Origin of the sequence: Microbacterium yannicii (assembly GCF_024055635.1) — a bacterium.
Lineage (GTDB): Bacteria > Actinomycetota > Actinomycetes > Actinomycetales > Microbacteriaceae > Microbacterium > Microbacterium yannicii.
In genome coordinates, this window is record NZ_JAMXMB010000025.1 from 55,201 (window position 1) to 76,659 (window position 21,459).

The window sequence follows — 21,459 nt, forward strand, 5'->3', positions numbered from 1 at the left end:
ACGTCGTCCCGGGTTTCGGCGGGGATCCCCCGGCTCGGTGATCCGCGCGGCCGCGCGACGCGAGGATGGGACGGATGCCGCGGGCCGCGGCATCCGTCCCGCCGTCGAGTTCCCCGCGGGCCGGTCAGCCGAAGAGGGCGGCGGCTTCCTCATAGCGGTACAGCGGGACGGTGTTGAGCTCGCCGAGCGCCTCGGCGAAGGGCACGCGCACGATGTCGGTGCCGCGCATCGCGACCATCTGGCCCCAGGCGCCGTCGACGACGGCGTCGGCGGCGTGCAGCCCCAGGCGCGTGGCCAGCACGCGGTCGAAGCCGGACGGCGATCCGCCGCGCTGGATGTGGCCGAGCACGGTCGAGCGCGTCTCGATGCCGGTGCGCAGCTCGATCTCGGGCGCGAGGACCTCGCTGATGCCGCCCAGGCGCGGACGGTTGAACGCGTCGAGGCCCTTGTCGCTGAACGCCTCGTCCATGCCGGTGAGCGTGAAGCCCTCCGAGACCACGACGAGCGGCGCGCGCCCGCGGTCGTGGGCCTTCGTGACCTGGGCGCAGATCTCGTCGATCGACATGGGCACCTCGGGGATGCAGATGGCGTGGGCGCCGGCGGCCATGCCGGCGTGCAGGGCGATCCACCCGACGTGGCGCCCCATGACCTCGGCGACCATGCAGCGCTGGTGCGAGTCGCCGGTCGTGCGCAGGCGGTCCATCGCGTCGGTGGCGATGTTCACGGCGGTGTCGAAGCCGAACGAGTAGTCGGTGGCGCGGAGGTCGTTGTCGATGGTCTTGGGCACGCCCAGGACGTTGATGCCGTCGTTCGCGAGGCGGTTGGCCGCCGCCAGGGTGCCCTCGCCCCCGATCGCGATGATGCCGTCGATGCGGTGGCCGTACATCGTCTTCGCGATGTTCTCGGCGCCGCCGCGCGGACCCTCGTAAGGGTTCGTGCGGCTGGTGCCGAGGATCGTGCCGCCGACCTTCGACAGCCCCTTCACCTCGTGACGCGTGAGCGGGAAGAAGTCGCCGTCGACGACACCCCGCCAGCCGTCGCGGATGCCGACGAACTCGAGGTCGTACGTGGTCGTGCCCTTGAGCACGACGCCACGGATGACCGCGTTCAGTCCGGGGCAATCGCCGCCGCTCGTCAGGATGCCGATCTTCATAGCTGTGTTCCTCGCTGTCGGGTGAAGAGAGTCGGCGACGCTGCCTCCCCCGACATTAGTGCCGGGCGGCCCGCCCTGCCACACGGATCGCTCGGGTCCGCACCGACGACGAAGGGCGGCGCGAACCCGCGCCGCCCTTCCCCGGTATGCGGACTACGCCCCGCCGAGCGCCTGCCGCAGCACGTGCATGAGCGCCGACAGCTGAACCGAGTCGCTCGACTGCGGGTCGACGGCCTCACCGTCGAGCGCCCGCGCCGCGAGCCCCTGCTTCGAGTCGATCAGCTCGGCGATCTTCGTGTCGATCGTGTGCGCCGCGATGATGCGCCACGCCGTGACCGGCTCGTCCTGACCGATGCGGTGCACGCGGTCGATGGCCTGCGTCTGCTCGGCCGCGGTCCAGGAGAGCTCGGCGAGCACGACGTTCGACGATGCCTGCATGTTCACGCCGACGCCTGCAGCGGTGAGCGAGCAGACCGCGATGCCGACGTCGGGATCGTTGTTGAACGCGTCGATCGCGCCCTGGCGCGCGACAGACGTCTGATCGCCGCGCAGCGACACGGTCTTGAGCCCTGCCGCGGCGAAGTGCGCCTCGGCGGCATCCATGACGTCGATGTGCTTGGCGAAGAACACGACCTTGCCGACGGAGCGCTGCAGCTGCACCGCGTAGTCGGCTGCGAGCACGGCCTTGGCCTGACCGATCTTGCGCACCATCGTGAAGACGTTCTCGGATCCCGTGCCGGCGGCCTTGGACTCCTCGAGCTCGTTCTGCGCCACCAGGCGCACGATGTCGTCGTCGATGTGGCCGGGACCGTGGCCGCGGTCGCCGCGGGCCTCGATGATGCGGCGGTAGCGGGCGGCGAGCCGCTCGCCGAGCTCGCGCTCGGCCTGACGGATCGAGCGGCCGAATTCGTCGTCGAGCTGCACGGGCAGGTCGGCGATCAGCTTGTCGGGCAGATCGGCGGCGACATCCTTCTTCTTGCGCCGCACGATCCCCATCGAGATGACGGCGTCGCGCGCCTCGGGGTAGAACGCCTTGTCGGCCGGCGTCAGGCCGGTCTCGTCGAGCTTCTCCATGAGCTCCGAACCCGGCTTCTCGCCGTTGGTCCAGCCCAGGAAGCGCCAGATCGCGTCGAAGTCCTCGACGTCGTTGATGAGCGGCGTGCCGGTGAGGGCCAGCAGGAGCGGATCGCGCACCTGCTCGCGGATGCGCGTCGCCAGGGCGAGCACGTTCTGCGATCGCTGCGACGTGAGGTTCTTGATGAAGTGCGCCTCGTCGACGACCATGCCCTTGAGCCCGATCGAGCTGAGCCACGAGAGGTGGCGGTCGAGGATCTCGTAGTTGACGATGAACACGTCGGCGAACGCGTCGATGTCTTCGCCGTCGCCCTGGATCACCGTCGCGCGACGGTGCGGCGTCCAGCGCTCGACCTCGCGGGCCCAGTTCATCTTCACGACGTTGGGAACGACGGCCAGCAGCGGGTACGCGTTGGCGACGGATGCCGCGAGCACCGACTCCGCGGTCTTGCCGAGGCCCGGCTCATCGGCGAGGAGGAAGGTGCGGTGTCCCGCACGCACGGACTCGAGGAACCGTGACTGGTGGGGCATCACCTCGAGACCCCGGGGCGACAGGCGGTCGAACTCGGGCACGGGCGGAAGCTCCATGGTGGCGCTGCCGCCGCCGGCGCCGGTCTCGAACGCCTTGTACAGCGGGCCCATGAGCTCCCAGCTGTCCAGACGGCGACGAGGCGTCTCTTTGGACGGACGCGCCGACAGGTCGGGCGCGAGGAAGGGGTTCGCCTCGCGGCGCGCCACCACCTGCTGCGGCACCACCTGGCGCTCGACGAGCGCGGCAGGAACGACGGGCGTCGCGACCGGCGCGACGTCGGTGATAATCAGCTCGTCCGGTGCGAGCTCGGCGCCCGACTCGAGCAGCCAGTCCCGCCGCATGCGACGCGCGACCGGCGAGGCGGCCTGATCGACCTCGAGCAGCTGGATGAGCGACGTGTCGCGGGCGGCCGTCTTCGCGAGGATGGTGGCGACGCCGTCGAGCCGCTTCAGCAGCTCTGCGCGCGCGGCATCCGTCAGCTCAGTGTCGCCCTTCACCCGGGCGCGCTCCTCGCGCACCAGGAACGCGATGACCTGGAACTTGACGCGGTTGGTCGGCCCGAGCTTCCCGCGCTGGGCCTTTGCCTCGACCTCGCGCACCTTGCGGGCGAGGATCGGGATGATGGGCGCCTCGTCGTCGCGACGTGCGGACGAGGTCTTGCGGCGACGCTGCGCCGTCTGGGCGGGTGCCGTGGTCGGCATGCTCCTCCTGAGCGTGAGTGCCGGTTCGGGACCGGCGAGGATCGGATGACACCGATGGTTCTGCGTGCTCCCGCGGGCGGCGCGAACGCCGTCGCGAACGCGGGATCGGGGACATTGCGCCGACGGTCGCGGGCACTCGCTTCTGCGAGCTGCGACATCGTCAGCGGTTCTTCCCTCCGGCCATTCTATGCGACGAGCGCCCTGTCGAGGGAAGCGGGCCCGCCGAAGGGATGCAGATTCGAGACACAGACGCCCGCGGGGGTTACCCGAAGAGCGTTGCGACCACGTCCTCGGTATAGCCGTCGGGCGCGAAGTTGATCCAGGCCGTCGTCACCACCGCGCCGTCGCCGACGTAGTGCGTCTCGCCGCGGGTGTACTCCTTGTCGTCGAGCGTGACGCCCTTCTGCTCGATCCGGCACACGGTGCCGTCGCCGAGCGCCTCGCAGCCGAAGCCGGCCGCCGGGAGGGCCGTGAGGATCGCGGCGGCCTGATCGTCGTCGATCACCGTGACGTTCGTCGCGAGGCCGTACTCGCTCGGCTGGCCCCACGAGCAGCGCAGCGTCGGAGCGCCGCCATGGATGATCTCGAGCAGGTCGGCGTTCTCGGTCGACAGCATCGTGACGCCGGGGTCGTTCAGCGGCGGGTTGGCCGACTGGAGACTCGCGAGCATGGCGTCGGAGTAGATCTCCTCGCACGCCGTGGGGAGCTCGAAGTCGGCCTGCGGCTTCTGGGTCTCGATCGGCGAGACGGAAGGGGACGGGGTCGTGTCCTTCATCGTGATCGACGGGCTGCTCGAGGGCGTCGCCGCCGGCTCCGGACGGCATCCGCTGACGACGACCACGAGCGCGATCAGCGCGACGCACCCGACCGCGACCCGCTTCGCCCGGCTCTGCTGGACCGTTCCCACGTCACCCGTCCTCTCGCGCCGCCACGGGACGCCGCGATATGAACCCTAACGAGAGGGATGACGGGATGCCGCGGGCCACGCCGCGGCTGCCGCGTCACGCCGGAGCAGCTCAAGGCCCGGCGTAGGCGCTCTGCCATTCCGAAAGCGTGTGAGGATCGTCGGTCACGATCCCGTCGACGCCGAGCGCGGTGACGGCATCCCACTGCGTGTCGCTGTTGAGCGTGTACACAACCACACGGGCGCCGGCCGCATGCAGCTCGTCCACAATCCCCGGGCGCGCCAGCACCGCCTTGCGGCTGACCACCACGCCGCGGGCGCCCGACTCGGCGACAGCGCTGACGACGTCCGACGGCAGTTGCTTGAGGATGAGCAGGCGCGAGAGCACGTCCGACTCGGCCGCGGCGAGCGCCAGGGTGCGCGCGTCGAAGCTCGCGAACACCACCCGGGATTCCAGCGCGCGTGCGGCGACCTCGGCCACCGCCGCGTCGACGGCCGCGGCATCCCATCCGCCCTTCAGCTCGACGATCGCGCGCCCATCGGCCGCGAGCAGCGCATCGAGGAACTCGGTGAACGTCGGCACCGGGGTTCCGGCATAGGCGGGATCGAACCACGATCCGGCATCGAGGGCGCGCACATCGGCGAGGGCCAGCGAGGCGAGTCGCCCGTGGCCGTCGGTGGTGCGGTCGACGGTCTTGTCGTGCATCAGCACCGGGTGCCGGTCCGCGGTCAGCGCGACGTCGACCTCGACGTAGTCGAATCCCGCGTCGAGGGCGGCGGTGATGGCGGGGAGCGTGTTCTCGGGCGCCGTGGCCGCCCCGCCGCGATGGCTTGCGATGAATGCGGCGTCGCCAGGCGTTCTCTCGTCACCCATCAGCTCACGCGAACTGACGCGCGCGGGTGTCGCGCCGAGGACGGCGATGACGATGCTCGCGATGGCGAGCACGCACATGACGGACAGGGCGTGGATCCGGTCGCGCGAGCGATCGGATGCCGCGGAGTAGGGCATCGGGCATGTCCTCCGAGGTCGTGCACCACGTCATCGTCGACGTGGTGCGGACCACTCTACATGCGCCGTTACTGTTTCGTTACTTAGGATTCGCGCTGGTTCGCCTCACGGCGACGACCGCGTCCCAGAGCGCCTCGGCGACGTCGGCCTTGCTCCCGCGGCGCGCCGCGACGACCTCGCCGTCAGCGTCGATGACGGTGACAGCGTTGTCGGCGGTCTCGAATCCCTTGGCCCATCCGACCTCGTTCACCGCCAGGAGGTCGGTGCCCTTGCGCGCGGCTTTGCGGCGCCCTCGGTCGAGCAGCGTCTCGCCCTCGCCCGGCGTCTCGGCCGCGAAGCCGACGATCGTCTGGCCGCGGCGGCGACGGCGCACGAGGCCGGCCAGGATGTCGTCGTTCTCGATCAGGTCGAGCGTGATCCCGCCGGCCGGCGCCGCCTCCTTGGAGCGCTTGAGCGGCGACACCTCTGCCACCCGGTAGTCGGCGACGGCAGCCGCCATGACGATGACGTCGGCCCCATCGGCCTGTGCCTCGACGGCGGCGGCGAGCTCCGTCGCGGTTCCCGCGCGCACGACCCGCACCGAAGGGAGAGCGGATGCCGCATCCAGCACGCCGTCGTCGACATGCGCCGCGACGAGCACCACGTCGGCGCCGCGGTCGGCGGCCACCAGCGCCACCGCCACCCCCTGGCGGCCGCTCGAGCGGTTGCCGATGAACCGCACGGGGTCGATGGGTTCACGCGTGCCGCCGGCGCTCACCACGACCCGGAGTCCGTCGAGGTCGCCGGTTCTCCCCCCGGCCGCCGCGAGTGCAGTGGAGAGGATCGCCTCGGGCTCCGACATCCGTCCGGGTCCGCTGTCGCCACCGGTCAGCTCGCCGCTCTCGGGACCGACCACGATGACGCCGCGCTCGCGCAGGGTCGCCATGTTGTGGGCGGTCGCGGGGTGCCGCCACATCTCGGTGTGCATCGCGGGGGCTACGACGACCGGTGCCGTGGTGGCGAGTAGGGTCGTTCCGAGGAGGTCGTCCGCGAGTCCTGCGGTCATCTTCGCCAGGGTGTTCGCCGTCGCGGGCGCCACGATCACGAGGTCGGCCGCCTGGCCGAGCGCGACGTGTCGGACCCGCGCGACATCATCGTGGACGGAGGTCGTCACGGGGTGGCGGCTGATCGACTCCCACGTCGGCAGCCCGACGAAGCGGAGGGCGTCGTCCGTGGGGACGACATGCACCTCGTGCCCCGCCTTGACCAGCAGGCGCACGAGCTGCACCGTCTTGTAGGCGGCGATGCCACCGGTGACCCCGACCACGACGAACACCCTCCGATCTTGGCACGCCCGCTCGACTCCCCGGCCCCACGGCCGGATGACACCCCCGAGGAGACCCTCATGTGCACCGTCGTGATCCGCGTTCCGGCGTCTGCCGACGAACCCACGCGCGTGCTCGCGATCCGCGACGAGGACCCGGAGCGGCCGTGGAATCCGCTCGGCCGGTGGTGGCCCGAACCGCACGACGGCGTCGTCGGTGTCCGCGACGTGCGCGCCGGCGGCGCATGGCTGGCGGCCGACCCTGCAGCCGGCCGGCTCGCCGTGCTCCTCAACCGCGCTGACGAGTCGACGCGACCCGAGTCCGAGCTGGTGTCCCGGGGCGGCATCGTGCTCGACTCCGTCGCAGGGCGCTCACCGGAGGGTGAGCCGCCGACGCACGGCTTCAACCTCGTCGAGGTCGAGGGCGCGCACGCACGCGTGCTCACGTGGGACGGCGCGGCACTGCGCACGGTCGAACTCCCGCCCGGCACGCACATGATCGCCCACGACGACGTCGACGACGGCGGAACGCCGCGCATCGCCCGGTGGCTCGGCGCGTTCCGCGCGGCCGAGCCCGCGAGTGAAGGACGCTGGTGGATGCCGTGGGCCGACGTGCTCGAGCGGTCGGCCGAGCTCGCCCCCACCGACGACGGTGCGATCATCCGCGACAACCGCCCCCATGGCTACCCGACGCTGTCCCTCCTGGCCTGCGTGGCATCGGTGTCGGCCCACGATGTGGACGTCCACTACGGCGAGCTCGCACATCCCGGCGAGTGGGGCGGGCTCGAGCTGGAGTAGCGCACGGGGCGGGCCGAGGTCTGCGCCGCGTCCGAGGCGTTTCGTCTCGGTCGCTGGCGCTCGCTCAACGACCGGTTCCCCACGCCCCGGTGGTCCCGTTCCCGGTCGTTGAGCGAGCGAGGAACGAGCGAGACGAAACGCCCTGCCCGGTCGTTGAGCGAGCGAGGAACGAGCGAGACGAAACGCCCCGAGCTCCGCACGCGGCGGCTCGAGGCGCTTCGTCCGGCTCTCCGCCTCGTGCTAGACGAGGCTCTTGGGGTGCCACACCGTCTTCGTCTCGGTGAACGCGGTGATGCGCGAGAGGCTGGGGGCCGCGGCATCCGTCCCGTTCTCGGGAGGAAGCACGCGCGTCAGCGTGTCGGCCGCCGCGATCTGCAGGTCGATCCAGTCGAGCTCGCCGGCGCCGACGAGGTCGAGCGCATGCACATCGGGGTGGGATGCCAGCCACGGTGCGATCTCGGCGGGTGAGCCGGTCAGCACGTTGACCACTCCCCCGGGCACGTCGCTGGTCGCCAGCACCTCGGCGAGCGAGATCGCCGAAAGCGGATAACGCTGCGACGCGACGACGACGACGGCGTTGCCGGTCACGAGCGCCGGCGCGATCGCCGAGACGAGACCCACGAGCGCCGTGTCCTGCGGGGCGACGACCCCGACGACTCCCGTCGGCTCGGGCACCGAGATGTTGAAGTACGGCCCGGCCACGGGATTGCCGTTGCCGGCGACCTGCGCGAACTTGTCGCACCAGCCGGCGTACCAGACCCAGCGGTCGATCGACTCGTCGACCTCGGCGGCGGCCACGGATGCCGAGACACCCGTCTGCTGCACGATCTCGTCCACGAACTGCGCGCGACGGCCTTCGAGGATCTCGGCAACCCGGTAGAGGACCTGGCCGCGGTTGTAGGCCGTCGCCCCCGACCACCCCTTGACGGCGCCGCGGGCCGAGACGACGGCATCCCGCGCGTCCTTGCGAGACGCGAGTGCCGCATTCGCGAGGAACTCGCCCTTCGGGGTCGCGACCTCGTAGGTGCGGCCCGACTCGCTGCGCGGGAAAGCGCCGCCGATGTAGAGCTTGTACGTCTTCGGCACGGTCAGTCGCTTGCTCATGCGGAGACCTCCTTCTTCGAGCGGGCGGGTTCGCGTTTCGTCTCGCTCGTTCCTCGCTCGCTCAACGACCGGGGGGATACGGATGCCGCACCCTTGAGGTAGGCGGTCAGGCCGTGGCGGCCGCCTTCGCGACCGTAGCCCGACTCCTTGTAACCGCCGAACGGCGACGACGGGTCGAACCGGTTGAACGTGTTCGCCCACACCACGCCGGCCCGCAGGCGGTCGGCGACGGCGAGGATGCGCGAGCCCTTGTCGGTCCAGATGCCGGCGGAGAGACCGTACGGCGTGTTGTTCGCCTTCTCGATCGCCTCCGCGGGGGTGCGGAATGTCAGCACCGACAGCACCGGGCCGAAGATCTCGTCACGGGCGATGCGATGACTCGCCTGCACGTTGGTGAAGATCGTCGGGGCGAACCAGAACCCGTTCTCGGGGATGACACACGGCGCGCTCCAGCGCTCGGCGCCCTCGTCCTCGCCGACCTTGCTGAGCTCGCGGATGCGATCCAGCTGCTCGCGCGAGTTGATCGCACCGATGTCGGTGTTCTTGTCGAGCGGGTCGCCGAGGCGCAGCGTCGACAGGCGGGACTTCAGGCGGTCCACGACCTCGTCGTGGACCGACTCCTGCACCAGCAGACGGCTGCCGGCGCAGCAGACGTGACCCTGGTTGAAGAAGATGCCGTTGACGATGCCCTCGATCGCCTGATCGATCGGCGCGTCTTCGAACACGATGTTCGCGGCCTTGCCGCCGAGCTCGAGCGTCAGCTTCTTGTCGGTGCCCGCGACCGCCTTCGCGATCTCGCGCCCGACCGCGGTCGAACCCGTGAATGCGACCTTGTTCACATCGGGATGCCGCACCAGCGCCGCGCCGGTCGCACCCGCACCCGTCACGATGTTGACGACGCCCGGCGGCAGGTCCGCCTGCTGCAGGATCTCCGCGAAGATGAGCGCCGACAGCGGAGTCGTCTCGGCGGGCTTCAGGACGACGGTGTTGCCCGCGGCGAGCGCGGGAGCGATCTTCCACGCCAGCATGAGCAGCGGGAAGTTCCACGGGATGATCTGACCGGCGACACCGAGGGCGCGCGGGTCGGCACCCAGGCCGGCGTAGTCGAGCTTGTCGGCCCACCCGGCGTAGTAGAAGAACCACGCGGCGACGAGTGGCACGTCGACGTCGCGGCTCTCCTTGATCGGCTTGCCGTTGTCGAGGCTCTCGGCGACGGCGAGCTCCCGCGCGCGCTCCTGGACGAGCCGCGCGATCCGGAACAGGTACTTGCCGCGGTCGCGGCCGCTCATCTTCGACCACGTCCGGTCGTAGGCGCGCCGCGCCGCGGCGACGGCGGCGTCGACATCGTCGTCGCTCGCCGAGGCGATCGTGGCGATGTGCTGCTCGTCCGCGGGCGAGATCGTCGCGAAGGGCTCGCCGGATCCGGCGCGGAAGTCGCCGTCGATGAACAGCCCGTACTCGGGCTTGAGGGACAGGATGGCGCGCGACTCGGGGGCGGGCGCGTATTCGAGGAAACTCATGCGGGCATCTCTTTCGGTTGCTGAGCCTGTCGAAGCATCAGTCGATGGTCACGTAGTCGGCACCGGAGTAGTGGCCGGTCTTCAGCTTCTGGCGCTGCAGCAGCACGTCGTTGAGCAGGCTCGACGCGCCGTAGCGGAACAGATGCGGCTGCAGCCACTCCTCGCCGACGGTCTCGGCGACCGTGACGAGGTATTTGATGGCGTCCTTCGACGTGCGGATGCCGCCGGCCGGCTTCACGCCGACCTTCTCGCCGGTCGCACGGTGCCAGTCACGCACGACCTCCAGCATGAGGAGCGTGACCGGCAGCGTCGCCGCGGGCTGCACCTTGCCTGTCGAGGTCTTGATGAAGTCGCCGCCAGCGAGGATCGCGAGCCAGGACGCGCGCTTGATGTTGTCGTAGGTGTTGAGCTCGCCCGTCTCGAGGATCACCTTGAGCGACGCGTAGCTGCCGTCCTCGCGACGGCACGCCTGCTTCACCCGCGCGATCTGGTCGAAGACGAGACCGTAGCGCCCTGCGAGGAAGGCACCGCGGTCGATCACCATGTCGATCTCGTCGGCTCCGTGCGCCACCGCGTCGGCGGTGTCGGCCAGCTTGACATCGAGAGACGCCCGGCCGCTCGGGAACGCGGTGGCGACAGCGGCCACACTCACTCCGCCATCATCGGGGTCGCCGTGGGCCGAGCCGAGCGCCTCGACGGCGTACGGGACCATGTCGCCGTACACGCAGACGGCGGCCACGCGCGGGCACGTCGGGTCCGAGGCATCCGGGTTCAATGCCTTCGCCACGAGCGAGCGCACCTTGCCGGGCGTGTCGGCGCCTTCGAGCGTCGTGAGGTCGATGAGCTCGATGATCTTGTCGAGGGCCCACGCCTTGGACGTGGTCTTGATCGATCGCGTGCCCAGCGCTGCTGCTCGCTGCTCGAGACCGACGGCGTCCACGCCGGGGAGACCGTGCAGATATCGCCGCAGCGTGGTGTCGTCGGGCTGCCCGCCGAGCAGCTCGACGGCCCGCTCGGGGAGCGTCACGATGGAGGTGCCTGACATGTCCTGACCTGGCTTTCGTATGTGGGTGGGATGGTGAGACGGATGCCGCGGGCGATGTCACCCGTCGAGCAGATGATTTGCCGTGGATTCGTCGGTGACGAGCACCGAGCACAGTCCTGAGGCGACCACCGCTGCGGCGATCTCTCGTTTGGACTCGCCTGCGATGACGGCGATCGCGACGTCGGCGGCGCGGAGCTCGTCGAGGGAGATGCCCACCGTGCGGGCGTCCAGGTCGTGATCGACGATGCGTCCGTCCGCGCCGATGTAGCGCCCCAGCACGTCGCCGACGGCGCCGGCGGCTACCAGGCGGTCGATGTCGGCCGGAGTCAGATAGCCACTGTCGACGTGGACCGAGCGGTGATCGGCGGCGCCGGCGCTGAAGAGGTACGCGGCCGCGGAGCGCGCCGTCTCGAGGACGCGTGCGACCATGCGGTCCGCCTCGATGGCCTCCCTGGTCGCACGGTGCTCCAGGATCGCAGGGCTGGGCAACAGAGCCGCAGCGCCACCGCCCTTCTGGGCGATGCTCACGGCGGTGGCCGCCGCCGTGCCGGGCCGTTGACTCATGCTGACGCCGCCGTTGATCTGTACGACGTCGGTGCCGGATGACCAGCCGTCGCGAAGGTGGTGGGCGATGTCGGACAGTGTGCGCCCCCAGCTGACGCCGAGCACACGCGGGCTGGGCCGGAGGGCGGTGAGATAGTCGGCCGCCGCCTGCGCCACGCGCTGCTGGAGCTCGTCCTCGTTGCGCACGCCGGCGCGTGAGACGACGACCGCGGCGACGTCGCGCTCGTCGTGGAGCCGGCGCTCGAACTGCGGACGGCGCGCTCGCGAGTGCAGGATCTCGATGCGGACGAAGCCCTCCTCCTTGGCCTGCGTGAGGAGGCGGCCCACCTTCCACCGCGTGATCTGCAGGGTCCGGCCGATCTCCTCCTGCGTGAGGTTCTCCTCGTAGTAGAGCTCGGCGGCTCGGATCGAGAGAAGTTCGTCGACGGCGTCCACGATCCTCCCTTCGTCGTCCACTCCAGGCTGACACACGTGTGCGACCGTCGCCAACATCTGAACGAATCTTGCTCAGATGAGCAGGGCCGAATGGTCGCTCGTGGGATCCGCTGGCCTCAGCCACCCGGTTCGCCGGGACCCGATGCCGCGGTGGTCGCCTTCGTCTGCCGCAGCATCACGACCACCCCGATGCCGACGACGACGACGAAGGCGATGGACAGCGTCGTGAACGCGAACCAGTTGCCGTCGAGCACCAGGACGATCGCCGCCGACACCACCGCGATCGCCGCGGCGATCAGCTTCGAGGCGAACTTCATCCCGATGCCCGGGGTGAGTCGGCCGGCGGGTGAACCGCCGCGCGCGAGGATCAGATCGGCGAACGCGTCGAGCGTCGCCAGCAACGAGGCCGAGAACGCGACCGCGCATCCGAGCGCGCCCCAGAGATTCGGACCGTCGGAAGCCGCTGCGTCGGCGGCCATGAGGACCAGCGCGTGCACGCCTCGATCGTAGGCCGCGCACGCGCGCCGGTCTACGGCAGCAGAGCGAGGCGGCCGGCGCGCACTACCGCGGCGGGGGCTCGTACGCCGGAGGCGGCTCGTACACGGGAGGAGGCTCGAACGACGCCGACCGCAGGAGATCGTCGACCAGCTCGTCGGGCGTGACGCCGCGCCGTCCCGCCTCGGCGCGCAGCAACGCGAGCGACGCCGGAGACACCGTGGCATCGTGCGGCTCGCCGCGCGGGTCAGCCGGGCGTTCGCGCAGGAGCAGCGACAGCACGGGGAGGACGATCGCACCCAGCGCGGCGAGGATCGAGACGATGCCGAGTACGCGGGAGTAGAGCTCCCCACCGTACTCGTCGGTCCAGATCGGAGCGACGACCATCACGAAGACGATCGCGAACAGCGCGAGCGTCACGATGAGTCCGACACGGATCGTCGTGCGGCGCCGGTCCGCCAGCAGAAGGAGCAGTGAGGCGAACGAGAAGGCGACGGATGCCGCCACCGCCGTCCACAGCGCATCCCAGAACCCCTCCGCCTCCCAGGTCGGTTGGCCCCACAGCGCGACGAGCGCCAGCACGGCACCGACGACCGACACGCCGGCGCCGACGTACCCGAACGCCTGCAGCCGCCGCCCCACGAGCGAGGCGCAGCACAGCACGGCCACACTGAAGGCCCCGACGACGGACGTGGTGCTGAGCACCCTCCACGCGGTGGGACCGAGCTCGGCGCCGAGCAGCACCACGATCCCGCTGATGGCGGCGGCGCTGAACGAGATGACGATGACGGCGACGATGATGCGGCGAGCGAGCGACACGGGTGTGCGCGTGCGGCCCGCCGTATCCGTCATGTCAGCTCCCCACGCACCTTTGCGACGTCGGCGGTCATCGTCTGGATGAGCGGCTCGACCCCCTCGAACGCGACCATACCGCGAATCCGCGACACGAACTCGATCTCCACGATGTGGCCGTACAGGTCGAGATCCGTCTCGTCGAGCACGTAGGCCTCGACCTGGCGCACATCGATGTCGTCGAACGTCGGATTCGTGCCGATACTGATCGCGGCCGGATAGCGCACACTGCTGCGCGGCGCGGACGCCCCGGTGTGCGGCATCCCCTCGTCGACCAGCCAACCGGCGTACACACCTTCGGCGGGGACGAACCCTTCGAGGTCGGGCGCCAGGTTCGCCGTTGGGAATCCGAGCTGGCGTCCGCGCTTGAGCCCGTGCACGACCTCGCCGCGGACGGCGTGAGGGCGCCCGAGCAGGCGCGTCGCGCCGGCGACGTCCCCGGCGTCCAGGAGCTCCCGCACCCACGTCGACGACACGCGGCGCCCGGCGTCGATCGCGCGGACGTCGTCCACGACATCGACCTCGAAGCCGAACTCGGCACCCAGCTCGCGCAGCAGCTCCGGGTTGCCCGCACCTCCACGGCCGAAACGGAAGTCGGCGCCGACCATCACGATCCGCACGCCCAGCGCGCCGACGAGCACATGCTCGACGAACTCGCGGGCACCCAGGTCGGCCAGCTCGCGGTCGAACCTGAGCATCAGCGTCGCGTCGACCCCCGCATCGGCGAGCAGGCGCAGCTTCTGGTCGACGCCGACCAGGCTGTCGGGGCACAGCTCGGGGCGCAGCAGCGCGAGCGGGTTGCGGTCGAACGTGACGGCGACGACGCGCGCACCGGAGGCCTCGGCATCCACTCGTGCCCGGTCGATGACCGCACGGTGTCCCGAGTGCACGCCGTCGAACTTGCCGATCGCGACCACCGACGGGCCGAAGCCCGCAGGCACCTCACGCGGGTCGCGGAAGACGATCACGACGCCACCGCCACAGGGCTCGTCGCGGTCGTCTGCGCGGCGGGGCGATGAGTCGCCAGCCACCAGAGACCCAGGAACGGCAGCACCAGCGGCACGAACAGGTAGCCCATCCCGTACCAGGACCACACCGTCGGGTGGGCGAACAGCTCGGGCATCACGAAGCTCAGCGTGCCCACGATCAGCACGCCGACGAGCTCGAAGGCGATCGCCACCCACGCCACCACGTACCACCCGCGGCGCCCGGCGAACACCAGGGCGAGGGTCGCCACGATGTACACCAGCGCCGAAAGCGCCGAGAGCGTGTAGGCGAGCGGCGCCTCGTCGAAACGCTCGACGATCTGCACGAAGGAGCGACCGGTGGCACCGAGCGCCATGATCGCGTACACGATCACAAGCACGCGGCCGATGCCGGTCATGCGGGGGCGGGCGGAAGTCGACATAACCAGACGAGTTTAGTTCGTGCCGCGGGGGCCGGTTCCGCCACGACGCCCCACGGCGGCATTCCGCATCGGCGATCCCGACACGGACCCGGACCCGGGCCCGCGTCGCCTTGCGCGCATCAGGTGAGCTGAACGGTCCAGATCACCTGCATGCGCCAGATCATCACCGCGATCGACAAGGCCGCGATCCCCATGATCACCGTGCTCCAGCGGCTGCGTTCCAGCAGGGCCCACGCGACTGCTCCGACGGGCAGCAGCACGGCGGACACGAGGTAGACCCAGAACTCCAGGAGGCTCCCCGACGGCGGGTTGCCGGCGAAGGGCGCGACGATCGCGATGACGACCTGCGCGAGCAGCAGCAGCTCGACCAGCGCGAGTGCGCCGACCGTCCAGTCGCTCGGCCGACGCCCGGCAAGTCCGGCGATGAGGCAGAACAGCCCCGCCGCGACGGCGACGACGACCTGGACGATCGTGAACCACAGGATCACCGCGCGGCATCCTCGGGCATATTCATCGTGCTCTTGACGTCGTCCCCCCGCCGGTCGACGATCCCGACGAGCCGACCGTCGGGGTCGATCGCCGCCGCCGGCGCCGTGGAGATGCGACCGGCGGCTCCGAGCAGCCGCTTGCCGTGGCGCAGGTCCCGCGCTTCGTCGGCGGTCACCTCCACGCGGCCCAGCACAGCACTGGCCGCCGTTGCGGGGTCCACCATCGTCGCGGCGGCGAGGTCCTCGACGCCGGGCGCACCGGCGACATCGAAGGGGCCGATGCGGGTGCGCCGCAGCGCCGTGAGGTGTCCCCCGACACCGAGGGCTGCGCCGAGGTCACGGGCGAGAGAGCGGATGTAGGTGCCGCTCGAGCAGTCGACCACGACATCGAGATCGATGACGCCCGGCGGAACGGGTCCGGCGGACCCCGCCGCACCCGCGGCGATGTCGCTCACGCCGGGATCCGCCATCGCGGAGCCGGAAGGGCGCCGTTCCGCGAGCACCTCGAACCGCGACACCGTGACCTCGCGGGCCTTCAGCTGCACGTCCTCCCCCGCCCGCGCCAGGTCGTACGCGCGGCGCCCGTCGACCTTGATCGCGGAGTAGGTGCTGGGCACCTGCGAGATGCGTCCGGTCAGCACCGCGATGCCGGCAGCGATCGCGTCGGACTCGAGGAACGAGGCATCGGTCGCCCCTGTCTCCTGGCCGTCGGCGTCGTCGGTGTCGGTCGCGACGCCGAGTCGGATCGTCGCCTCGTAGGTCTTGTCGAGCCCGACGATGAAGGTGAGCAGGCGGGTCGCGCCCTCGACGCCGAGGACGAGCAGCCCGGTGGCCATCGGGTCGAGCGTGCCGGCGTGGCCGATCTTGCGTGTGCCCCGCGCGCGGCGGGCGCGGGCCACGACGTCGTGCGAGGTGATGCCGCCGGGCTTGTCGACGAGCAGGATTCCGGACGCCGCCATCAGCTGCGCCCCACGATGCGGGGGTGTGCGAGATCGGAGTTGTCGACGATGACGGATGCCGCCTCCCGAGGACGAGCCTCGCGCAGGTAGATCTCCTGCCCCTTCCGGTACCGCGCATTCGCCTCGGCCTCGGGATCGGGGTCGGACCCGTCTCGGAGCGCCAAGCGGGCGTACGACGTCTCGAAAGGCACGTCGAGCCAGACGGACCAGTCCCAGAGGTCCTGCAGCTCGGGCCGGTGCAGGAAGATCCCATCGACGACGAGGACCGCGTCCAGCGGTGCGGTCACCCACTGCGACTCGACGGGCGCATCACGGGCGACGTCGAAGGCCGCGAGCTGGAAGCCCGTGGTACCGCCGGTCTGCGCCCCATCGCGGAAGGGGTCGAGCAGCACGCGCCGGAAGGTCGCGTAGTCGTACGAGTCGCGGTAGAAGCCTTCGGGGCTTCGGCGCCCGCGCAGGTAGCGCTGCGCACGCGGGCGGTGGAAGCCGTCGATGCTCGCGCGGAAGACGGCATCCCCGGTCTCGGCGAAGACCTCTGCGAGGCCGTCGGCGAACACCGTCTTGCCGGCCCCGTCGAGCCCGTCGACCGCGACGACGACGCGCCCGGCGCGGTAGCGCCGACGCACCCTCTCGCGCAGCTCGCGCCACAGCGTCGTGGTCGGCGTGACGGGAAGGCGCATGCATCCAGCCTAGGTGCCGCGACCGCTCGCCCCGCGCCGCGGAGATCTCCCCTTTCGCGCTTCCGTGACGCGCGAAAGAGGAGACTTCCGCACGTACGCTGGAGCGCATGCCCGAGCTCGCGATGCCCTCCGATCTCGCGGAGCCGCCAGGACTGGCGAGCTCGCGCGATCTCGTCGGTCCGCTCGTGGAGTGGTACCGAGCTAACGCGCGGGACCTGCCGTGGCGGCGGCCCGGGTTCGGGGCCTGGGGCGTGCTGGTCAGCGAGTTCATGCTGCAGCAGACGCCCGTCGCGCGGGTGATCCCCCACCTCGAGGCATGGCTCGAGCGGTGGCCGACCCCGGCGGACCTGGCGGCCGCGCCGCCCGCCGACGCGGTCCGTCAGTGGGCGAACCTCGGCTATCCGCGGCGGGCGCTGTGGCTGCATCGCGCCGCCGTGGAGATCCGCGACCGCCACGGCGGGATCGTGCCGAGCGACGTCGACGCGCTCCTGGCACTGACCGGCATCGGCGACTACACCGCGCGCGCGGTGGCCGTCTTCGCCTACGGCGACCGGCATCCCGTCGTCGACACGAACACGCGACGAGTGCTGGCACGCGCGATCGACGGCAGGGCGCAGCCGGGCCCGCCCTCGCGGAGGGACCTCGAGGCGATGGCGGCGATCCTCCCCCACGACCGCGAGATGGCCGCCGTGGTGAACGCCGCGGCGATGGAGCTGGGCGCCACCGTGTGCATCGCACGCGTGCCGCGCTGCGACGCATGCCCGCTGCGCGGCCGCTGCGCCTGGCGGGCGGCCGGGTATCCCGACACCGGTGACGACCGCCGCAAGCAGGCGCGCTACGAGGGCAGCGACCGGCAGGCGCGGGGCGCGGTGCTGAAGACGCTGCGGGATGCCGCGACCCACGCCCTGCCCCTGGCCGAGGTCGTCGCCGATTGGCCCGACGCCCTCCAGCGCGACCGCGCCATCGACTCGCTGATCGCCGACGGGCTGGTCGAAGTCTCGGACGGACTCCTGCACCTGCCGCTCTGAGGCGGTCCGCCCCTCAGACGACGAACGCCGCGACTGGCGGACCGGTCGCGGCGTGTCGATGGGATCGAGGACTCAGTCCTCGTCGTCGAGCTCGCGCGGTTTGACGTAGGGGTCGGCGTCGCCGGCGTAGGTCGCCGACGAGGCGAGACCCGCCACGGCGGCATCGCGCTCCTGCGCTTCGCGCAGCAGATCGGCGATGTGCCCCGCGTTCTCGGGGATGGCGTCGGGGATGAACTCGAGCGACGGGGTGAGGCGCACGTTGAGGTGCTTGCCCACCTCCGAGCGCAGCATCCCGGTCGCCGACTTCAGCGCCGCAGCGGATCCTTCACGCTCCTCGGGCGAACCCAGCACCGTGTAGAACACCGACGCGTGCTGGAGGTCGCCGGTCACGCGCACATCCGTGATGGTGACGAATCCGAGCCGCGGGTCGCGGAGGCCCTTCTCGAGCCTCTCCGCGAGGATCACGCGGATTCGATCGCCCAGCCGGGCCTGACGTTCGCTGGCCATGGTTGCTCCTTGAGGAAGTGATTCCGGATGCCTCGAGCGAGGCATCCGGAATCAGGACGCGGACTCAGCCGCGCGGCTTCTCGATCATCTCGGTGGTCTCGATCTCGTCGCCCACCTGGATGTCGTTGTACTTGCCGAGGCCGATACCGGCTTCGAAGTCCGTGCGGACCTCGGTGACGTCGTCCTTGAACCGGCGCAGCGACTCGATGGCCAGGCCATCGGCCAGGACCACGCCGTCGCGGATGACGCGCGCCTTGGCGTTGCGCGTGATCGTGCCCGAGCGGACGATGACACCGGCGATGTTGCCGAACTTCGAGGAGCGGAACACCTCGCGGATCTCGGCGACACCCGACTGGACCTCTTCGTACTCCGGCTTGAGCAGGCCCTTGAGCGACTGCTCGACGTCGTCGATCGCGTTGTAGATGACCGAGTAGAACCGGACATCCACACCCTCACGGGCGGCGCGCTCGCGCGCCTTCGTGTCGGGACGGACGTTGAAGCCGATGACGATCGCGTTGTCGATCGTCGCGAGGTTGATGTCGGACTCGGTGATCGCACCCACACCGCGGTGGATGATCCGCAGCTGGACGGAGTCGTCCACCTCGATCTTGAGCAGCGATTCCTCGAGCGCCTCGACGGCACCCGACACGTCGCCCTTGATGATGAGGTTGAGCGACTCGACCTTGCCCTCTTCGAGAGCGCGGGTGAAGTCCTCGAGCGAGATGCGCTTGCGAGCCTTCGCCAGCTGGGCGTTGCGCTCGGCCGCCTCACGCTTCTCAGCGATCTGGCGGGCCGTGCGGTCCTCCTCGGTCACGATGAACGTGTCGCCGGCGCGCGGCACCGAGTTCAGACCCTGCACCTGCACGGGACGCGACGGGAAGGCCTCCTCGACCGGGTCGCCGTTCTCGTCGGCCATCGCACGCACGCGGCCGTAGGCGGTGCCGGCGACGATCGCGTCGCCGACGCGCAGCGTTCCGGACTGGATGAGCACCGTGGCGACCGAACCGCGACCCTTGTCGAGCTTCGCTTCGATCGCGACACCGCGCGCGTCCTTGTTCGGGTTGGCCGTGAGGTCCAGTCCGGCGTCAGCCGTGAGCAGGACCGCGTCGAGCAGCTCCTGGATGCCGGTGTTCTGGCGAGCAGAGACATCCACGAACATGACGTCGCCGCCGTACTCCTCGGCCACCAGCCCGTACTCGGTGAGCTGCTGGCGCACCTTGGCCGGGTTGGCGTCGGGCTTGTCGACCTTGTTCACCGCGACCACGATCGGCACGTTGGCCGCCTGGGCGTGGTTGAGCGCCTCCACCGTCTGCGGCATGATGCCGTCGTCGGCGGCGACCACCAGGATCGCGAGGTCGGTCACCTGCGCACCGCGGGCACGCATGGCGGTGAACGCCTCGTGACCCGGGGTGTCGATGAAGGTGATCGCACGCTCGATGCCGTCGTGCTCGGTCCAGACCTGGTACGCACCGATGTGCTGCGTGATGCCGCCGGCCTCGCCCGCGACCACGTTGGTCTGGCGGATGGCGTCGAGCAGTCGCGTCTTACCGTGGTCGACGTGACCCATGACGGTCACGACGGGAGGCCGGATCTCGAGGTCTTCCTCGTTCTCCGCCTCCAGCTCGGCCTCGAGGTCGAGACCGAAGCCCTCGAGGAGCTCCTTGTCCTCGTCCTCGGGCGAGACCATCTGGATCTTGTAACCGAGCTCGGCGCCGAGCACCTCGAAGGTGGCCTCGTCGAGCGACTCGGTCGCGGTCGCCATCTCACCCAGGTTGAACAGGATGGTGACGAGCGTGCCGGGCTGCACGGTGTAGCCGCGCAGTGCCTCGAGCTTGTCGGCGAAGTCGGCGATCGATGCGCCACGGCGCAGGCGGATGATCTCGCCGTTGCCCTTCGAGACGTTGACGCCGCCGACGACCGGCGCCGACCGCATCTCGAATTCCTGCCGCTTCGCCCGACGCGACTTGCGCTGCTTCGACTTGCCGCCACCCTTGCCGAAGGCGCCGGCGGTGCCACCGCCGGGGCCGCGGCCACGACCGCCGCCACCGCCGGGACGACCGGCGAAGCCGCCCGCGGGCGCTCCACCGGGAGCACCACCGGGACGCTGGAAGCCACCGCCGCCGGCGCCACCGGGACGACCGGGGCCGCCGGGACGCTGCTGGAACGGGGCACCGGGACGACCGCCGCCACCGGGGCGACCCGCACCACCCGGACGCGGGGCGCCGGGCCGAGGAGCACCCGGGCGCGGAGCCTGGGGGCGCGGGATGTTGCCGGGGCTCGGGCGCTGGCCCATGCCCTGGGCCGACGCGAACGGGTTGTTACCCGGACGCGGGCCGGCAGGACGCTGGCCCATGCCCTGCGACGACGCGAAGGGGTTGTTGCCGGGACGGGGCGTGCCGCCGGGACGCGGAGCCTGTGATCCCGGGGCCGCCGGGGCCGCAGGAGCAGCCGGCGTTGCGGCGGCGGGGCCGGGCTTGGGGCCACGGGGAGCGGCGGGCGCCGCGGGAGCCTGTGCCTCCGGCGCCGCGGGAGCGGGCGACGGCGCGGCAGCCTTGGCAGCGGGAGCGGCCGCGGCGGGCGCGGCAGCGGGTGCCGCGGGGGCGGCCGCAGGGCGCGCCGGACCGGGCTTGACCGCGGGACCGGGCTTCACGGCGGATGCACCGGGCTTGGCGCCGGCGGCGGGCGACGCCGCTGCGGGCTTCGCCGCGGGGGCCGCGTCAGCCGTCTTGCTCATGCCGTCGGCTTCGAGTGCAGCGCGGAGCTTCCGCGCTACGGGGGGTTCGATGGTGGACGAGGGGCTCTTGACGTATTCGCCGAGCGCCTTCAGCTTCTCGAGCGCGACCTTGCTGTCGACGCCGAGCTCGGAAGCGATCTCGTGCACGCGTGGTTTGGCAGCCACA

At 70.9% G+C, this 21,459-nt stretch carries 20 protein-coding genes; 2 read left to right on the plus strand and 18 right to left on the minus strand.

Annotated features, from left to right (window positions below):
• Positions 1-124: 124 nt before the first annotated feature.
• The 5 genes from NCG93_RS09995 to coaBC form a co-directional block, all read right to left on the minus strand.
• Entirely contained in the window at positions 125-1,153 is a 1,029-nt protein-coding gene (locus NCG93_RS09995; protein WP_194413924.1) for an ATP-dependent 6-phosphofructokinase, read from the minus strand.
• Between the two features lie 153 nt (positions 1,154-1,306).
• Entirely contained in the window at positions 1,307-3,460 is a 2,154-nt protein-coding gene (locus NCG93_RS10000) for a DEAD/DEAH box helicase (RefSeq protein WP_194413925.1), read from the minus strand.
• Between the two features lie 262 nt (positions 3,461-3,722).
• The gene (locus NCG93_RS10005) at positions 3,723-4,367 is read right to left on the minus strand and encodes a hypothetical protein (RefSeq protein ID WP_194413926.1); all 645 of its coding nucleotides are present in this window, start codon (positions 4,365-4,367) and stop codon (positions 3,723-3,725) included.
• A gap of 109 nt (positions 4,368-4,476) precedes the next feature.
• A complete protein-coding gene (locus tag NCG93_RS10010) occupies positions 4,477-5,373 on the minus strand; it encodes a glycerophosphodiester phosphodiesterase (protein WP_194413927.1) in 897 nt (298 codons plus the stop codon).
• Between the two features lie 79 nt (positions 5,374-5,452).
• A complete protein-coding gene (gene coaBC, locus NCG93_RS10015) occupies positions 5,453-6,688 on the minus strand; it encodes a bifunctional phosphopantothenoylcysteine decarboxylase/phosphopantothenate--cysteine ligase CoaBC (protein ID WP_194413928.1) in 1,236 nt (411 codons plus the stop codon).
• A gap of 69 nt (positions 6,689-6,757) precedes the next feature.
• Here coaBC and NCG93_RS10020 point away from each other — a divergent pair, with 69 nt between their 5' ends.
• Positions 6,758-7,474, plus strand: a complete 717-nt coding sequence (locus NCG93_RS10020; protein ID WP_194413929.1) for an NRDE family protein — start codon at positions 6,758-6,760, stop codon at positions 7,472-7,474.
• Positions 7,475-7,714: 240 nt separating this feature from the next.
• Here the strand turns inward: NCG93_RS10020 and NCG93_RS10025 are convergent, their stop codons facing one another.
• From NCG93_RS10025 to NCG93_RS10075, 11 genes are all read right to left on the minus strand, one after another.
• Positions 7,715-8,578 (minus strand): aldehyde dehydrogenase family protein, encoded by an 864-nt coding sequence (locus NCG93_RS10025; protein WP_194413930.1) that lies wholly within the window; start codon positions 8,576-8,578, stop codon positions 7,715-7,717.
• Entirely contained in the window at positions 8,575-10,098 is a 1,524-nt protein-coding gene (locus NCG93_RS10030; RefSeq protein WP_241741830.1) for an aldehyde dehydrogenase family protein, read from the minus strand. Before NCG93_RS10030 ends, NCG93_RS10025 begins: the two co-directional genes overlap by 4 nt.
• A 37-nt stretch (positions 10,099-10,135) precedes the next feature.
• Complete coding sequence (gene deoC, locus NCG93_RS10035; protein WP_194413931.1) at positions 10,136-11,143, minus strand: deoxyribose-phosphate aldolase; 1,008 nt, start codon at positions 11,141-11,143, stop codon at positions 10,136-10,138.
• A 57-nt stretch (positions 11,144-11,200) separates the two neighbouring features.
• Complete coding sequence (locus tag NCG93_RS10040) at positions 11,201-12,142, minus strand: sugar-binding transcriptional regulator (RefSeq protein ID WP_194413932.1); 942 nt, start codon at positions 12,140-12,142, stop codon at positions 11,201-11,203.
• A gap of 116 nt (positions 12,143-12,258) precedes the next feature.
• Positions 12,259-12,639 carry a hypothetical protein gene (locus NCG93_RS10045; RefSeq protein WP_194413933.1) on the minus strand — a complete coding sequence of 127 codons (381 nt, stop codon included), beginning with the start codon at positions 12,637-12,639 and terminating at the stop codon, positions 12,259-12,261.
• 64 nt (positions 12,640-12,703) lie between these two features.
• A complete protein-coding gene (locus tag NCG93_RS10050) occupies positions 12,704-13,489 on the minus strand; it encodes a hypothetical protein (protein WP_194413934.1) in 786 nt (261 codons plus the stop codon).
• Positions 13,486-14,457, minus strand: a complete 972-nt coding sequence (locus NCG93_RS10055) for a bifunctional riboflavin kinase/FAD synthetase (protein WP_194413935.1) — start codon at positions 14,455-14,457, stop codon at positions 13,486-13,488. Before NCG93_RS10055 ends, NCG93_RS10050 begins: the two co-directional genes overlap by 4 nt.
• Positions 14,454-14,897 carry a hypothetical protein gene (locus NCG93_RS10060; protein WP_194413936.1) on the minus strand — a complete coding sequence of 148 codons (444 nt, stop codon included), beginning with the start codon at positions 14,895-14,897 and terminating at the stop codon, positions 14,454-14,456. Before NCG93_RS10060 ends, NCG93_RS10055 begins: the two co-directional genes overlap by 4 nt.
• 119 nt (positions 14,898-15,016) lie before the next feature.
• A complete protein-coding gene (locus NCG93_RS10065) occupies positions 15,017-15,385 on the minus strand; it encodes a hypothetical protein (RefSeq protein ID WP_194413937.1) in 369 nt (122 codons plus the stop codon).
• Positions 15,382-16,344 (minus strand): tRNA pseudouridine(55) synthase TruB, encoded by a 963-nt coding sequence (gene truB, locus NCG93_RS10070; RefSeq protein ID WP_194413938.1) that lies wholly within the window; start codon positions 16,342-16,344, stop codon positions 15,382-15,384. Before truB ends, NCG93_RS10065 begins: the two co-directional genes overlap by 4 nt.
• Positions 16,344-17,024 carry a nucleoside/nucleotide kinase family protein gene (locus tag NCG93_RS10075; RefSeq protein ID WP_194413939.1) on the minus strand — a complete coding sequence of 227 codons (681 nt, stop codon included), beginning with the start codon at positions 17,022-17,024 and terminating at the stop codon, positions 16,344-16,346. Before NCG93_RS10075 ends, truB begins: the two co-directional genes overlap by 1 nt.
• A 122-nt stretch (positions 17,025-17,146) precedes the next feature.
• Between NCG93_RS10075 and NCG93_RS10080 the strand changes: the two genes are divergently transcribed.
• The gene (locus tag NCG93_RS10080; RefSeq protein ID WP_194414904.1) at positions 17,147-18,052 is read left to right on the plus strand and encodes an HhH-GPD family protein; all 906 of its coding nucleotides are present in this window, start codon (positions 17,147-17,149) and stop codon (positions 18,050-18,052) included.
• Between the two features lie 72 nt (positions 18,053-18,124).
• Here NCG93_RS10080 and rbfA read toward each other — a convergent pair whose 3' ends face one another.
• Both rbfA and infB read right to left on the minus strand, forming a co-directional pair.
• Positions 18,125-18,559, minus strand: coding sequence for a 30S ribosome-binding factor RbfA (gene rbfA / locus NCG93_RS10085; protein WP_194413940.1), 435 nt, complete (start codon positions 18,557-18,559; stop codon positions 18,125-18,127).
• Positions 18,560-18,623: 64 nt separating this feature from the next.
• The gene (gene infB, locus NCG93_RS10090) at positions 18,624-21,458 is read right to left on the minus strand and encodes a translation initiation factor IF-2 (protein ID WP_252787504.1); all 2,835 of its coding nucleotides are present in this window, start codon (positions 21,456-21,458) and stop codon (positions 18,624-18,626) included.
• Position 21,459: the final 1 nt, after the last annotated feature.

Excerpts from the sequence above, each read along its gene's own strand:
- deoC (WP_194413931.1), bottom strand. The coding sequence starts at position 11,143 with ATGTCAGGCACCTCCATCGTGACGCTCCCCGAGCGGGCCGTCGAGCTG.
- NCG93_RS10075 (WP_194413939.1), bottom strand. The coding sequence starts at position 17,024 with ATGCGCCTTCCCGTCACGCCGACCACGACGCTGTGGCGCGAGCTGCGC.
- NCG93_RS10020 (WP_194413929.1), top strand. The coding sequence starts at position 6,758 with ATGTGCACCGTCGTGATCCGCGTTCCGGCGTCTGCCGACGAACCCACG.
- NCG93_RS10025 (WP_194413930.1), bottom strand. The coding sequence starts at position 8,578 with ATGAGCAAGCGACTGACCGTGCCGAAGACGTACAAGCTCTACATCGGC.
- NCG93_RS09995 (WP_194413924.1), bottom strand. The coding sequence starts at position 1,153 with ATGAAGATCGGCATCCTGACGAGCGGCGGCGATTGCCCCGGACTGAAC.
- NCG93_RS10080 (WP_194414904.1), top strand. The coding sequence starts at position 17,147 with ATGCCCTCCGATCTCGCGGAGCCGCCAGGACTGGCGAGCTCGCGCGAT.
- NCG93_RS10050 (WP_194413934.1), bottom strand. The coding sequence starts at position 13,489 with ATGACGGATACGGCGGGCCGCACGCGCACACCCGTGTCGCTCGCTCGC.
- NCG93_RS10000 (WP_194413925.1), bottom strand. The coding sequence starts at position 3,460 with ATGCCGACCACGGCACCCGCCCAGACGGCGCAGCGTCGCCGCAAGACC.
- NCG93_RS10060 (WP_194413936.1), bottom strand. The coding sequence starts at position 14,897 with ATGTCGACTTCCGCCCGCCCCCGCATGACCGGCATCGGCCGCGTGCTT.
- NCG93_RS10010 (WP_194413927.1), bottom strand. The coding sequence starts at position 5,373 with ATGCCCTACTCCGCGGCATCCGATCGCTCGCGCGACCGGATCCACGCC.
- rbfA (WP_194413940.1), bottom strand. The coding sequence starts at position 18,559 with ATGGCCAGCGAACGTCAGGCCCGGCTGGGCGATCGAATCCGCGTGATC.
- truB (WP_194413938.1), bottom strand. The coding sequence starts at position 16,344 with ATGGCGGCGTCCGGAATCCTGCTCGTCGACAAGCCCGGCGGCATCACC.
- NCG93_RS10030 (WP_241741830.1), bottom strand. The coding sequence starts at position 10,098 with ATGAGTTTCCTCGAATACGCGCCCGCCCCCGAGTCGCGCGCCATCCTG.